The organism is Nostoc sp. (assembly GCF_036919495.1).
Classification (GTDB): domain Bacteria; phylum Cyanobacteriota; class Cyanobacteriia; order Cyanobacteriales; family Nostocaceae; genus Nostoc.
Genome location: NZ_JBALBZ010000140.1, coordinates 1 through 14,739, shown reverse-complemented (window position 1 = coordinate 14,739; position 14,739 = coordinate 1). Strand labels below are relative to the sequence as shown.

The window sequence follows — 14,739 nt, the reverse complement described above, 5'->3', positions numbered from 1 at the left end:
AGATTATGGGTGTAAGCACCACTGATTTTGAGTATCTTCGGGAGTTAGTTCAGCATCATTCAGCCGTTGTGTTGTTTGGTGATAAAACTTATTTAGCAGAGTTACATTTGCAGCCAATTGTCGAATCGGCAGGATTTGCTTCTATCGCTGATTTGATTACTTACCTGCGAACTCAGCCGTTTAATAGTCTTCACGCCCAGACAATCGAGGCACTAGTCACTAACGAAACCTCATTCTTCCGTGATAGCCACCCTTTTGAAGCGCTGAAAAAATACATATTACCAGAGTTAATTAAACAACGATCAATTGAGCGATCGCTCAACATTTGGTGTGCTGCTTGCTCTAATGGACAAGAACCTTATAGCATCGCCATACTAATTCATGAACATTTTCCTAAGCTTGCAAATTGGCCTGTAAAATTAATTGCGACTGATTTTTCTACTAAGGTTTTAGCGCGTGCCCGCGAAGGGCATTATAACCAACTTGAAATAAATCGTGGATTACCTAAAAATATTCGCGATCGCTACTTTCAAAAGCTAGAAACTGACTGGCAAATAAAGGAACAAATCAGCCAGATGGTTGATTTCCGTCAGTTAAATCTTTTGCAATCTTGGTCATCTCTGCCACAATTCGACGTTATCTTTTTACGGAATGTTTTAATTTACTTTGATGTTGTTACTAAGAAAGCCTTGCTAAAAAAGATCAAGCAGCAATTAAGGCCAGATGGCTATTTGTTTCTGGGTAGTGGTGAAACGACTATCAGCCTAGATGAATCATTCAAGCGGGTTTTATTTGACAAGGCTATCTGCTACCGATTGCACAATCCTGAAGTTAACATTACCTAATAAAATCAGCAACCTGTTGTTTTCCGCTATTTTCCTCATAACTAGTATAGGGTTTTGACAAAATATTGACAGTTACGAGTTAATACTACACACATGTTATTGAAATTTATAAAGCAATACGGTTCAGTTAAGGCTTTACCTTTGTCAAAGTGAATTTTTTTTAACGAACCGCATTCGCGCAGCGTCTCGTTAGAGAAGGACGCAAAGGACACGAAGGAAGAGAAGGAAGAGAAGAAAGAATACTTATACCAATTCTGTATGAAGATGCACATAATCAGTCCCCCTTTCACAAGGGGGGACGGCGTAGCCGGGGGGTAAATATATGCAGCTTCACAAAGAAACGGTATTAACTGAACTGTGTTAATTTATAAAGCAGATTACTGTTAAAAATGCTCATAAAGGTGAGTTTAATTTAAGTATTGCTATAAAAGGAGTTAAAAAAGTATATTTTTTTTAACTAGACTCTAGTTCCTTGGGTGTCATATTGACAACTTGATGAAACTCGTCAATTACTGATTTAACATCTTTGCTCATGATTAACTATTACTCCTCTACTTTATTAAGAGCATCAGGCTTGTGAGCAGCTTGTTTTCCTGTCTTCTCACTTTCAACTAAGTACTCAGGGTTATCTTCACTTGCAGCGATATGGTGTTCTTTAATATCTGTAGGTGACGTGAGTTTCTTTACTACTTTGCCAGTTGTCTTGCCTTGTGAAGTGTTCCATTCAACCCGATCGCCATTTTTGAATTTTTCAGCCATATTCATCTCCTCTTAATGTTTTATATCTACTAACGTCACATTATGTCTGCGATTGCAAAAGCAGCCATCATTCTAGTGATAGATAAAACATCCGTTATTAAGCCATTAATTTAATTAGGTGTAAGATGAAAAAATTAGGCGATCGCTCCCACCACCTTGATACAAAAGCTGGGTATCGCCTGATAATGAAGAAAGATTAAGCAGATCCTCAAAAAACTCTCAATGAGCCAGACTAGCCTAAATTTAGTTGCAATATCTATCTTTCTGATGACTCTATCGGTACTGCTGGGGCCATTCTTGAATTTATCGCCCGCAGTACCGGCGCTTGCTACCTTCGCTATTTTGGGAATAGCGACTTTTGACAGTTTTAGCTTGCAAGGCAAGGGTGGTACTATCTTTTTAGATTGGATTGCTGGATTTTCAAGTGAACACCGCGATCGCATCGTCCACCACGAAGCAGGGCATTTTTTGGTTGCTTACCTGTTAGGTATTCCCGTTACCGGTTACACTCTCAGCGCTTGGGAAGCTTGGAAACAGGGCCAACCTGGACAAGGCGGCGTTAGCTTTGATGATAACGAATTAGCATCTCAACTAGAAGTGGGTAAAATCAGTGCCCAAATGCTAGACCGCTACTGCACTGTTTGGATGGCGGGTATTGCTGCTGAAACCCTAGTTTTTAATAATGCTGAGGGTGGAGGCGATGATAAAAGTAAGCTGATAGGAGTCTTGACAATTTTAGGCTTTTCTGAATCAGTTTATCAGCAGAAACTGCGGTTTCATACCCTGCAAGCAAAAACCCTACTGCAAGAAAATTGGTCTAGCTACGAGGCTTTAGTTAATGCCATGCGAGAACGCACTTCGGTAGAAGATTGTCATGCACAGTTAAGAGTAAGTGGGGAGTAGGGAGTAGGGCAGGGGGCAGGGGGCAGGGGGACAAGGAGAATAACCTATGCCTAATCACAAATACCCACTTTTAAGAAGAAACAACTTTTAAATGTGGCACATGAGATAAATAGTTCGAGGCAATAACTCGATTACGTCCAGAGGTTTTAGCTTGTAGCAAGCATTGATCGGCACGATACAACAAACTTACTCCTTGCTCATCATCCTCAGCTTGCAGACAGGCTGTACCTAAACTAATGGTGACATTAATTATCAGTTTGTTACTGAGTGAAAATGGTTTCTCGCAGACTAACCGATTAAGACGACGGGCGACGATTAGTGCTTCTTCATCGTTGGTGTTAGCCAAAAGAATCACAAATTCTTCGCCACCATAGCGAAATGCTGTGTCTTGACAGCGCAGATTGTTCCGCAGACGCTTACATAGTAGCTGCAAAATGCGATCGCCAACTAAATGCCCGTGAGTATCGTTAACTTTTTTGAAATGATCTACATCCAAAATAATCAAACTCATGGAAGTCTTTTGACTTCTAGCTTTTTTTATTTGCCTGGGTAAGTCCCATTCTAAAGCACGACGATTATTTAATTCTGTCAACGAATCGGCTAAGGCGATCGCTGATAACATATCATTTGTACGAATCAAATCTCGGTATTTTTGTGCTTTTCGCAAGCCAACAGTCAATTGAGCAAGTATTAGTCCATGATTGGGGGTTAATTCTGCCAATTTATGGTCTATTTTTTCATCAAGAAGATGCCAAATATAAGCATCGGCTCCTTGCCTTAATGCCGCAACACTCATCTCTAATTCTCTGTGCCAGCCTCTATTTCTATCAGTAAGCTGCTGGAGACGATCCTCGAACAGAATACAGTATATCCAGGATAGTTTTGTCTGGTCTTTCAACCAATTGCAAAGTTCCATACTGCCATCCAGACTAGCCTGCACAAGTATTAAATTGGGGGGCGTCATTTCAATCCGCAACACTGCCTGATTAAGGTTGTCTATAACTTCTACACTAAAAGTAGTCGCATAACGGATCTGATCTGGAAGTGTGGCGATGAAGTTATTTTTTCCAAAGACCAGAATAGAAATATCCATTGCTTTATTTTTTACCCTATTTAACTTTTCAAGAGATTAACTTTCTAAGACTTGCTGCTTTTGTTGGCTAATACCAAATATGATTTTCTAGGTGGAGTTATATTTGCTGATATATTATTTTGTCGCCGAATTTATAATACTTTTTCAATTTTAATCTCCTTTTTAGACTTTATTTTTGCTACTCCCATTTTTAAAACCCCATCTTCTGACAACTAATGTCTTCTTTACACAATATTTTTAAAACCGTAAAAATACTGAATATTATTGAAATTTACAAAAACTGTTTTTATACTTTCTTAAGTATTATTTTTTTAAATAATTATTAAAATCAATAATTTTTAATAACTGTTATATTAGGTAGATAAAATTATTCTTAAGTAGAAAAATAAAGAGGTTATAAAACTTTTTTATTCAATTATAAAAACCAAAACTATTTTATTGAATGAGAAATGTTACTAACCAAACAGCAGTTAAGCCTTTTTCTTTAAAAATAGGCTTTTATAAATTATCAAGGTAGGGGTTGAATTGCCAAAAAAACGTGAATAAAATAGAGAGTAAAAGTTGCTACTAAGTAGAGCGATGTGAATAATTCAAGGTTTGTAGTGAGCGGCTCCAGACATTATTTGAGGACTAAAGTACTTACTACAAACTAATCTCAAGATTTTTAGATTACTTAATCTAGTTTGATTTATTCTTACCAAGTTACTTACTAAAGCAGTAAGTTTATAGCACTAAACTACCCTACAATTTTAGATGGAGTTTTTAGGGTAAAATTTTCTCATGTTATTAGCAGAAACAAATGGTTTCTGTCTACACTTTTGCAGTGTTGGTTTATTTACTTAATTCACATCTTTTTTTTGTTTACTGCAACCTCACAAATCTAGAAAACAAAGCTAAAAAAAATATTTTATGTTAAAACCTGCCCCTAATGTGGGGAAATTAGTTCAATTCCACCCGTAGAAAAGGCGGAAAAAATATAAAAATTTTGTTAGCGTACCCTAAAAGATGAAAATCTCAACTTCTGTGAAAAGTTAGAACCCGATCAATAACCCTCAACAGCATAACCAGCAGGAACAATTACCTGTTTTATAGACTCTTCAAAAGCTGCGGATTCCACCGTAACAGTTTTAGGATTAACATCGATATCCACCTTGGCTTGAGGTTCTATAACATGGATACATTCAGTAATTATTTCTGCACATCTCTCAGAAGGAATATTTGATACTTTCAGTTTTAGTGCCATTTGCTACCCTAGTATGGGTTTTTTAAAGTATTTCTTAAGGATTAATCTTAAAGATCAAAATGCGATATCTACGATGGGCTACGCCTAAGCAGATCCAGCCAAAGTAAAGTCAACCAGTAGCTTAATAACATCATAGCAACTGTATATATTTTATCGACTGGCACAATTCGCTGGCAGTAATATGAAACAAAATGCAAGAATATATAAAGCTATTTATGAAAATACACCTATCTACTGCCGCTACGCCCAAGTCTAAAGTTAAAAATACCTATGTCTTCAAATCCTCAGTACTTAAGCGGTAACGAAATTCGCAACATATTTCTCGACTTCTTTGCCCAACGGAATCACCAAATTCTCCCAAGTGCCTCCCTCGTGCCAGAAGATCCAACCGTGCTGCTGACGATCGCGGGGATGCTACCATTTAAGCCGATATTCTTGGGGCAGCGTACACCAGAATTTAAGCGGGCTACGACTTCGCAAAAGTGTATCCGCACCAACGATATCGAAAATGTCGGACGCACCAAACGGCATCACACATTTTTTGAGATGCTGGGCAATTTCAGCTTTGGTGATTATTTTAAAGAACAAGCGATCGCTTGGGGTTGGGAAATCTCTACACAAGTCTTTGGCTTCTCCCCCCAAAATCTTGTCGTCAGCGTTTTTGAAGATGATGATGAAGCCTTTGGCATTTGGCGCGATCAAATTGGTGTGCCGGTAGCAAGAATTAAGCGCTTGGGCGAAGATGATAACTTTTGGGTATCTGGGCCGACTGGGCCTTGTGGGCCTTGTTCAGAAATTTATTACGACTTCCACCCAGAACACGGTGACGAAAATATAGATTTAGAAGACGATTCCCGGTTCATCGAGTTTTACAACCTCGTCTTTATGCAATATAACCGGGATGCTTCCGGGAATTTAACGCCACTGCAAAACAAGAACATCGACACCGGCATGGGTTTGGAGAGAATGGCGCAAATCCTCCAAAAAGTTCCCAATAATTACGAAACTGACCTGATTTTTCCAATTATCCAAACAGCAGCCGAAATTGCTGGCATTGATTACCACAAAAGTGATGAGAAAACCAAAGTTTCCTTAAAAGTTATTGGCGATCACGTTCGTTCTGTTGTCCACATGATTGCTGATGAAATTCGCGCTTCCAACGTGGGGCGGGGTTATGTGTTGCGGCGGTTAATTCGGCGTGTGGTGCGTCATGGGCGATTAATTGGGATTTCTGGAGAATTTACTACCCAAGTTGCCGAAACTGCGATCGCTCTTTCTGAATCAGCTTACCCCAATGTGCGCCAACGGGAAGCAGCAATTAAAGCTGAGTTGCAACGAGAAGAATCGAATTTTCTCAGAACTCTGGATAGAGGCGAAAAACTCCTAGAAGAAATTATCCAAGAGGTGAAACAGCGAGGGGAAACTCAAATTAGCGGTGAAAGTGCATTTACTCTTTATGACACCTACGGATTTCCCCTCGAACTTACTCAAGAAGTTGCTGAAGAAAATCATCTCACAGTCGATGAAGCGGGATTTGATGCCGAAATGCAAAAACAGGTGGAACGCGCCAAAGCAGCACACGAAACCATCGATTTAACTGTGCAAGGTTCCCTCGATAAATTAGCAGAACATATCCAAGTCACCGAGTTTTTAGGCTATACCCAATCGGCGGCGACGGCAAAAGTCGAAGCGATTTTGGTAGAAGGTGTTTCTCAAGAGGAAGCAGAAGCTGGAACAGAGGTGCAAATTGTCCTTGACAAAACGCCATTTTATGGTGAATCTGGGGGACAAATCGGCGATCGCGGTTATATATCTGGTGATGGAATCGTAGTTCGGGTGGAAGATGTGAAGAAAGAATCTGATTTCTTTGTTCACTTCGGACGCATCGAACGCGGTACACTGCGCGTAGGCGATAATGTAACCGCTCAAATTGATCCGGCTTGTCGCCGTCGCAGCCAAGCTAACCATACCGCAACGCACCTGTTGCAAGCGGCTTTGAAAAAAATTGTTGATGATAGCATATCTCAAGCTGGTTCCCTAGTGTCCTTTGACAGGTTGCGCTTTGACTTCAATTGTCCCCGCGCTTTTACAGCAGAAGAAGTGCAACAAATTGAAGAACAGGTGAACACTTGGATTGCTGAAGCACATGCTGCAAAAGTGGAAGTATTACCTTTAGCAGAGGCAAAAGCTAGGGGTGCTGTTGCGATGTTCGGCGAAAAATACGGCGAGGAAGTGCGCGTGATTGACTTCCCGAACGTATCAATGGAACTATGCGGTGGAACTCATGTGAGTAATACGGCTGAAATTGGCGTATTTAAAATTATTTCCGAAGCTGGTGTGGCTTCTGGCGTGCGGCGCATTGAAGCTGTTTCGGGGCCAGCAATACTAGATTATCTCAACCTGCGGGATAAAGTAGTTAAAGATTTGAGCGATCGCTTTAAAGTTAAACCCGAAGAAGTACCAGACAGAATCACAAGTCTGCAAAGCGAACTGAAAAATAGCCAAAAGGAATTGGAAACCTTGAAGGTACAGTTAGCGATCGCAAAATCTGATAGTTTGCTGCAAACAGCCCAAACTGTAGGCGATTCTAAAATTATTGTCGCCCAATTAGAAGATGTTGATCCAGAATCATTGAAAACCGCAGCCGAACGCTTACTGCAAAAAATCGGTAACGGTGCAGTGGTGCTGGGTTCTGTTCCTGAAGAGGGGAAAGTTAGTATAGTTGCAGCTTTTAGTTCAGAAGTGAACAAAAAAGGCTTGCAAGCTGGTAAATTTGTAGGTGCGATCGCTAAAATCTGCGGTGGCGGTGGCGGTGGAAGACCGAACTTAGCCCAAGCAGGCGGACGGGATGCGAGTAAATTACCAGAAGCGTTGCAACAGGCCGAAAGTGAGTTAAAGTCCGCATTGGGTTAACTATCTTCTGCTTCAACCACACAGATAAGTGTAGCGCACCAAGCGAATTGGTGCGTTACGGCTTCTAGGTGTCAACTTAACGTAAAAGCTATGTCCCGCAAGGAACTGAAGTTCCTTGCTAATAGCGAAAGTCATCTAAAGATGACTAAATAATCCAAAAAATCTTTAGTCTACTTCAGTAGACTTTAGCTAAAAGCCAAAGAACTTTAGTTCCAGGCGGGTGAGTCAGCCAACAGTTAAGCTATTTCTAGCTTCAGTTAACACCAAGGGTTACAGCTTCGCCTAACACAACCTAGATTTTAGGTTAGGTTATGAAAATTATTGCTGCTCATCTTCTACGTAGTTATCATTGGGAGATATTACCCAATCAAAGTTTAGAGGTAATTGTGGTTCCCACTAATCGCCCTAAAGATGGGTTGCGGCTTAGATTTCAACCTCGGTGAAATATTTTATGGCTTCCCAAATAGACATACATTTATCTAACGGAGTTTTGCAACGTTTACAAAATTTGAAAGATTTTGTCGGTGAAAATGTTAACATTCTAAGTAACTCAGCACAACAAGTTGGGGAGTCTTTGAAGGCAACAGCAACTACAACGACTGATAAAGCAATTGATACAGTTACGACAAGCTTAGAACAAACTTGGCAAACTGCTGATAAATTTAAGAGTACAACATCAGGCGCAGTTAAAGATGCGATTGCATCTTCTGCTAGTGATTGGCTGACACAACACCCAATATTATTTAGGTTAGTTCAAATACTAAGTTGGGCGGCTAATCACCCAATTATTAGTATAGTAATTTTGCTGTTTGCGATCGCTCTCATCTGGAGCATCATCAAAGCAATTGTCCGCTTGATTGAAACAGCTAGTTGGTCAATACTGCAAGTTCCGTTAAAATTGCTTCAGGCTTTGATTAAAGTTAGCTTTTTATCCTTAACTAAAGTTGGGACTTTTGCTGTTCAACGAATGACAGCTACAGAAACAATTGATAACCTACCAGCTTTGCTACCTGAGAATTTTCAACCAAACAAACAAGAACGATTAGCAGAAATTTCTAGTCGCTTAGAAGCAATTCAAAAGGAACAACATGAGCTTTTACAAGAAGCAGCAGACTTGATTGCTTCTGACACTATTGATATAGAAGTATCAAAAATTAAACAGCTAAAAAGCGTTGAATCACATCTTGGCTGAGTTCGGCTGTGGAACCGGAGGCGACAATACCACCTTTTTGCATCGCGTAATAGTAATCAGCCTGACGGACAAAGTGTAAATGTTGCTCTACCAATAAAACAGAAATGCCTGTAGTTTCGATGATACGACGGACTGCGGCTTCAATTTCTAGGATAATGGAGGGTTGAATACCTTCGGTGGGTTCATCCAATACGAGTAATTGAGGTTCTCCCATTAAAGCACGAGCGATCGCTAATTGTTGCTGCTGCCCCCCACTCAAATCACCACCCATCCGGGAAAGCATGGTTTTTAACACCGGGAATAAGCTAAAAACTTCCTCTGGAATTTCTGCTTTTTTTACTGGCTTGCGTTTAGCTTCCAACCCCAGCAGCAGATTTTCTTTGACTGTCAAACGGGGGATAATTTCTCGTCCTTGAGGGACATAACCAATTCCCAACTTTGCCCTTTGGTCGGGAGATTTAGAGTTGATTAATTCTCCAGCTAAGTTAATTGTACCGCTACGGGGTTTGAGTAAACCCATAATTGTTTTAAGTAATGTCGATTTACCTACGCCATTGCGACCAATTAGGCATATCATTTGCCCAGATGGTACGCTTAAATCTACATTGCGGAGAATATGACTTTCGCCGTAGTAAACGTTTAGGTTAGAGATTTTTAGCATTAGAAAAGTGACTGCTAATGAATTTTACTTATGCTGGGGTGCAATGGCTGTAGGAACCATTACATAACTTACGCATTGACAATAAATGCCAAATATGAATGAAAGCTAAAAACCATATCTTTCGTAAGGGCACAGCAATGTTTCATATAGTATGGTCTATTTACGTAGTTTACCGCCGTAGGCATCGCAGGATAATTAAGAAAAGCCTGAAACAATCTATTTTAGTTAATGCACATTAGGATGCATTTAATATTTGCTTTCTCAATTCAAGTAATTGGTGGGCATTACCCACCTTACTTAGACAATTTTCTAGTTTACTAAGACTTTGGTTTATAAGTTGAAGCAACGTGCAATTCTTTCAACTGTTTAGCATCTACACTCGAAGGTGCATCTGTTAACAAACAACGCGCTTGTTGTGTCTTCGGAAAAGCAATGACATCTCGAATAGATTCTTCGCCGGCTAGCAACATTACCAAACGATCTAAACCGTAGGCGATGCCACCATGCGGCGGTGTACCATATTCAAATGCTTCTAAGAGAAAGCCAAATTTACTTTGTGCTTCTTCAGGAGATAAACCAATAGCTTCAAACACCTGCTGTTGAATTTCTCGCTGATAAATCCGTAGACTTCCGCCACCAACTTCTACGCCGTTGAGTACCAAGTCGTAAGCTTGGGCACGTGCAGTTTTTAAATCGCTCAAATCATCAGGATGGGGTGCTGTAAATGGGTGGTGTAGTGCTTCTAGACGCTTTTCGTCAGCATTCCACTCGAACATCGGGAAATCTGTAATCCACAGTAAGTTGATTTTTTCTGGATCGATTAAGTTAAATTCTCTAGCGATCGCTTGCCGTAATCTATCTAATGTCTTATTAACTGTAGCAGCTTCCCCTGCCCCAAACAACAGCAAATGTCCAGCTTTTGCACCTGTGCGGCGTAAAATTTCTGCTTTTTGTTCAACGCTGAGGTTATCTTTAATCGCGCCAATAGTGTCAATTTCGCCATCATCCCTGACGCGGATAAAAGCTAAACCCCTAGCACCGGCTTCGCTGGCTTCTTTAAATAAATCACCGCCTGGTTTAATGCGGACATTAGAAATTACATCGTTACCGTTGGGAATGGGTAGTATTTTGACAATACCGCCATTGGTAACAGTGTCTCGAAAGACTTTGAAACCAGAGTCTTTGACAATATCTGAGATATCAACTAATTCCAAACCATAGCGGGTATCTGGTTTATCACTACCGTAGCGTTCCATCCCCTCAGCGTAAGTAAGGCGGGGGAAAGGACGCTGCAACTCAATGCCTTTAACTGTTTTGAAGATATGGCAAACTAAGTTTTCATTCAGTTCGATAATTTCTTCTTGGGACATGAAGCTCATTTCCATGTCCAACTGAGTGAATTCTGGTTGTCTGTCGGCGCGTAAATCTTCGTCACGAAAGCAACGGGCAATTTGATAATATCTATCTAAGCCGGATACCATCAGCAATTGTTTAAATAGCTGGGGTGATTGCGGCAAAGCATACCACTCCCCAGGATTGACGCGGCTGGGTAGAACATAATCCCGCGCCCCTTCTGGGGTAGAACGGGTAAGTATTGGGGTTTCGACTTCGATAAAACCTTCCAAATCTTCCAAATAACGACGCATGGCTTTGACAATTTGATGACGCAGTTGCAAATTTTGCGCCATGCGTTCGCGTCGCAAATCCAAATAACGATATTTCAGCCGCAAGTCTTCCCGCACTGTCTCGGTATCAGCTACCGAAACTTGGAAAGGTAACTGTTTGCGAACAGCATTCAGGAGTTTAATTTTATCGGCGTAGATTTCTACCTCGCCTGTTGGGATGCGGGTATTCAACGATTCTTCGGGACGTTGTGTTACCCTACCAGTGATTTCGACAACATATTCATTTCGTAGGGCGTTCGCCTGCTCGTAAGAGTCAGGGGTGCGTTGCGGATCGCTGACGATTTGGACAATTCCAGAGCGATCGCGTAAATCTAAAAATATCACACCACCGTGATCGCGGCGACGGTCTATCCATCCGTAAAAGGTAACAGTTTCTCCAATATGTTCTTTTCGGAGTTCGCCGCAATAGTGAGTTCGCATAAGTCTTAGTTATTGTTTCCGGGCTAGATTGGCAAGCAAATGTCAAAGCTTTCCCATTATCTAGCATCAATAGTAATTGTAGTAATAAACATACAATAATCTCACGCCAATTTGGCAAAGGTCGATTCCGGGGATGAGTGAGACGCAAAAGCTCAAAGAACACGCGATCTGGACAAAGAAATTATCGGATACTCTCACCGTGTTCTCGCACCACCATCTTTTCCGTAATATAATGTTTCCGTTTTTACAATATACTTTTGTGTAACTTAACTATGGAACACAACTAATAACTGTTAATCGTTGTCTCCATAAAAATCTTCATCTAATAACTGTTCTATCAGAAAAGGACAATCGAGAGGATATTCTGTGTCTGTTGGTTTTCTCACTGCTAATTTAGCTTTTTTACTTTCTTTGATTGCCAGTTTACGAGCATCGGCATAGGCTTGAGAAATAACTTCAGTAATATAATTTTTGAAAGAAGGATTTTCTTCTAAATCCTTTTTTACTCGAAAACGATGTTCTGTAACAGAACTATACCAGCTTCCTTTCATCATCTCAGGAGCATCAGATTGAACGGTTAACTTCAGTAAATGAGCAATCAAGATTGTTAAATTACTAATAAATGACCGTTTCTCTGACTTTCCCATGTCTTCTAATTCTATAAGCAAATGCTCCCAATCTATATCATTAAAACGATGTTCTTTAATCTGCTCAATAAGGCTTTCTCGCCACAGATTAAAATCTCGTTCGTACAGTTGATTGTTCATATACAGCAATCCTCAAAAAGGAAACGGTGAACAGGGAACTTTAATCAGGCTTTTAGCGGTGATTTTGCTCTTGAGGTTTAACAATTCTTTAGCGCATAGCCTGACAAACATCGTTTTAATCTTGAGCAATCATTTTAGTAACAGTTCTAGAGTTAAAACCTTCTAATAGCATACATAAACCAATACGCTTGGGTTAGCGCCAAAAACCTTGAAATGTGTAGGTTGGGTTGAGGAACGAAACCCAACATTTTCAGGGCTTTGTTGGGTTGCGCTTTGCTTAGGGACTTCCAAATAAAAAAATATACAACTATTTATTGTGGGGTGGGCGTCTCGCCCGCCCATAGTCAAAGGCGGGCAAGATGCCCACCCCACAAGATTGGATAATTTATTTATTGGAAGTCCCTTAACCCAACCGTATTGATACATAAACTGGGTGTTAGTGAGTAACGTTGCAAGGGAGACCGCTCCCATGAACCCGAAGACCGCTACAGTTGCAATATTAACGACAGCTTAAATATGTTATGCAGCAAGTCGTTGGAATGCCGACGGCGTTGGAATATCTGCAAGGTGCTGGCGTATCATCTCGGCACACGCACCTGGGCTTAACAACGAGGTATCGACTTCAAGATCATAGATGCCAGGGATGTGGACTTCACGTTGCCATAACTCAACCGGATGTGGCATTAACGAGTAGGCTGCACTTTCTACTTTCCCCCCCGTGTTTTGTCGCCGTTTCATAATAATCTCAATGGGGCAACGAACGCCTACGAACAAGACCGGCAATCCTTTCAAACGCCGCGCACTATCGACCAAAATGCCCCGTGGGATTGCGTAGCCGTTATGGTGTCCGACATCAACCACGACATTCAGACCCAAGCGGCTGTGGGCCGCGATGGACTCATACATGGCGCTGTACAGAATAGGAACAAGGGGTTCGATGTCCTGGCGTTCTCCCCCTGGTCGCAGACCAATCCCAGGCAGGTATCGTGGGGGAGTCATTTGCATAAACCTATCGACACCCAAGTTCATCCACAGACCATCAAATGTCTCCTGGATTACTGCAACAATACTTGACTTCCCTGATCGTGGGACACCATTCAGGATGATAATTTGTCCTAGATCCTGTGTCTGCCCCATGATCGCTCCTCAATATATATAGTTAGCATTTCCACGTTAAGGCTAAAACGTTGAATCGGCAATTGAAAATGCTTCTATCTCAGCCAATGCCTCATTGAGGTAGAGATTTGATTGTTAGTGCAAGCACATTTCAAGGTAGACCGCTACAGTTGCAATATTTATAACTACAGAGAGATTGTAAGATTATTAGCGAATAAGCCGATTAATGTTCAAGTTGACAATAAAGTTGAGAATAAAAATATGACTAACAGCAATGATGCCAGCCGCAAAATTGAAATTGGTAGTGTTGGCAGAGACTTTAATGCAAGTGGACAAGCTTTAAATTTAGGTGATATTAGCGGTACGGTAACAAATACCATCAACGAGTTACCAGCGTCTCCCGAACCTGATAAACCGGGAATTAAGGAATTGTTGACGCAATTGCAAGCAGCGATTGAGGCTGATACAAACTTACCGCAAGAAGATAAAGATGAGGCATTAGAGCAAGTGAAAGCTTTAGCAGAAGCGGGGAAAAGTCCTCAAGAGGGGGCAATGCAAAAGGCGGCGAAAACGGCTATAAAGATTTTAAAAGGGACAATTTCTAGTTTACCCAGTGCTACAAAGTTGGTTGAACAGTGCAGCAATCTGTTACCGTTGATTTCCAATTTTCTGGGTTTAGGGTAATCCACCCATGATTCACTTTGACCTCATTTCCATTCCTCTCTCCTAAGAGGCTACGGTGTACACACAAGTCTGAAATAGCTGAAAAACCCAAGGTTTTACCCCACCCTAACCCTCCCCTTATAAAGGGGAGGGAACTAGATTTTCGGTTTCCCTCCTTTATAAAGGGGATTGAACTAGATTTCCGGTTTCCCCCCAATATATTGGAGGGATTAAGGGGGGTAATTCGACTTGTGTGTACACCGTAGCTCCTAAGAGGAGAGAGGCTTTGAATCTTACTCCCCTTCCCTTATAGGGAAGGGGTTGGGGGTTAGGTCTGTATTGTATCAACTCAGAAATCGCACCCCATTAAACTTAGAGCTGTACTTCGCTCATTTTTGAAGGCAAGAGGAATTAATGCCTTACTGTGTAAGGTTTCAAGGTGATTGTGGATCTGATGGTAGTAATACAGTGTAATATGC

12 protein-coding genes and 1 pseudogene are annotated in these 14,739 nt (G+C 41.0%); 6 read left to right on the top strand and 7 right to left on the bottom strand.

Annotated elements, in window-relative coordinates; genetic code table 11:
- Nucleotides 1-5: 5 nt before the first annotated feature.
- Nucleotides 6-845, top strand: a complete 840-nt coding sequence (locus tag V7K25_RS19400; protein ID WP_335160136.1) for a CheR family methyltransferase — start codon at nucleotides 6-8, stop codon at nucleotides 843-845.
- A 543-nt stretch (nucleotides 846-1,388) separates the two neighbouring features.
- Here the strand turns inward: V7K25_RS19400 and V7K25_RS19395 are convergent.
- Nucleotides 1,389-1,604, bottom strand: a complete 216-nt coding sequence (locus tag V7K25_RS19395) for a DUF2945 domain-containing protein (RefSeq protein WP_335160135.1) — start codon at nucleotides 1,602-1,604, stop codon at nucleotides 1,389-1,391.
- 222 nt (nucleotides 1,605-1,826) lie between these two features.
- On the opposite strand from V7K25_RS19395, the gene V7K25_RS19390 reads away from it, so the two are divergent.
- On the top strand, nucleotides 1,827-2,507 hold the full coding sequence (locus tag V7K25_RS19390; protein ID WP_335160134.1) for an ATP-dependent Zn protease: 681 nt from the start codon (nucleotides 1,827-1,829) through the stop codon (nucleotides 2,505-2,507).
- Between the two features lie 70 nt (nucleotides 2,508-2,577).
- Here V7K25_RS19390 and V7K25_RS19385 read toward each other — a convergent pair whose 3' ends face one another.
- Nucleotides 2,578-3,600, bottom strand: coding sequence for a GGDEF domain-containing protein (locus V7K25_RS19385; protein WP_335160133.1), 1,023 nt, complete (start codon nucleotides 3,598-3,600; stop codon nucleotides 2,578-2,580).
- 1,042 nt (nucleotides 3,601-4,642) lie between these two features.
- On the bottom strand, nucleotides 4,643-4,843 hold the full coding sequence (locus tag V7K25_RS19380; RefSeq protein WP_335160132.1) for a heavy-metal-associated domain-containing protein: 201 nt from the start codon (nucleotides 4,841-4,843) through the stop codon (nucleotides 4,643-4,645).
- 270 nt (nucleotides 4,844-5,113) lie between these two features.
- On the opposite strand from V7K25_RS19380, the gene alaS reads away from it, so the two are divergent.
- From alaS to V7K25_RS19365, 3 genes are all read left to right on the top strand, one after another.
- Nucleotides 5,114-7,756, top strand: a complete 2,643-nt coding sequence (alaS, locus tag V7K25_RS19375; RefSeq protein ID WP_335160131.1) for an alanine--tRNA ligase — start codon at nucleotides 5,114-5,116, stop codon at nucleotides 7,754-7,756.
- Nucleotides 7,757-8,067: 311 nt separating this feature from the next.
- A complete protein-coding gene (locus V7K25_RS19370; RefSeq protein WP_335160130.1) occupies nucleotides 8,068-8,199 on the top strand; it encodes a hypothetical protein in 132 nt (43 codons plus the stop codon).
- Nucleotides 8,200-8,207: 8 nt separating this feature from the next.
- Nucleotides 8,208-8,948 (top strand): hypothetical protein, encoded by a 741-nt coding sequence (locus tag V7K25_RS19365; RefSeq protein ID WP_335160129.1) that lies wholly within the window; start codon nucleotides 8,208-8,210, stop codon nucleotides 8,946-8,948.
- On the opposite strand, the gene urtE is transcribed toward V7K25_RS19365, so the two are convergent.
- The 4 genes from urtE to V7K25_RS19345 all read right to left on the bottom strand — a co-directional run bounded on the left by urtE (nucleotide 8,911) and on the right by V7K25_RS19345 (nucleotide 13,618).
- Complete coding sequence (gene urtE / locus V7K25_RS19360) at nucleotides 8,911-9,609, bottom strand: urea ABC transporter ATP-binding subunit UrtE (RefSeq protein ID WP_335160128.1); 699 nt, start codon at nucleotides 9,607-9,609, stop codon at nucleotides 8,911-8,913. The two genes, V7K25_RS19365 and urtE, sit on opposite strands and share 38 nt — an antisense overlap.
- Nucleotides 9,610-9,926: 317 nt before the next feature.
- The gene (aspS, locus tag V7K25_RS19355) at nucleotides 9,927-11,714 is read right to left on the bottom strand and encodes an aspartate--tRNA ligase (RefSeq protein ID WP_335160127.1); all 1,788 of its coding nucleotides are present in this window, start codon (nucleotides 11,712-11,714) and stop codon (nucleotides 9,927-9,929) included.
- A 293-nt stretch (nucleotides 11,715-12,007) separates the two neighbouring features.
- Nucleotides 12,008-12,481, bottom strand: a complete 474-nt coding sequence (locus V7K25_RS19350) for a DUF29 domain-containing protein (protein WP_335160126.1) — start codon at nucleotides 12,479-12,481, stop codon at nucleotides 12,008-12,010.
- A gap of 519 nt (nucleotides 12,482-13,000) precedes the next feature.
- A complete protein-coding gene (locus V7K25_RS19345; protein ID WP_335160125.1) occupies nucleotides 13,001-13,618 on the bottom strand; it encodes a chloramphenicol phosphotransferase CPT family protein in 618 nt (205 codons plus the stop codon).
- A 171-nt stretch (nucleotides 13,619-13,789) separates the two neighbouring features.
- Between V7K25_RS19345 and V7K25_RS19340 the strand changes: the two are divergent.
- Nucleotides 13,790-14,281, top strand: a pseudogene (locus tag V7K25_RS19340) (pentapeptide repeat-containing protein); the annotation flags it as partial.
- Nucleotides 14,282-14,739: the final 458 nt, after the last annotated feature.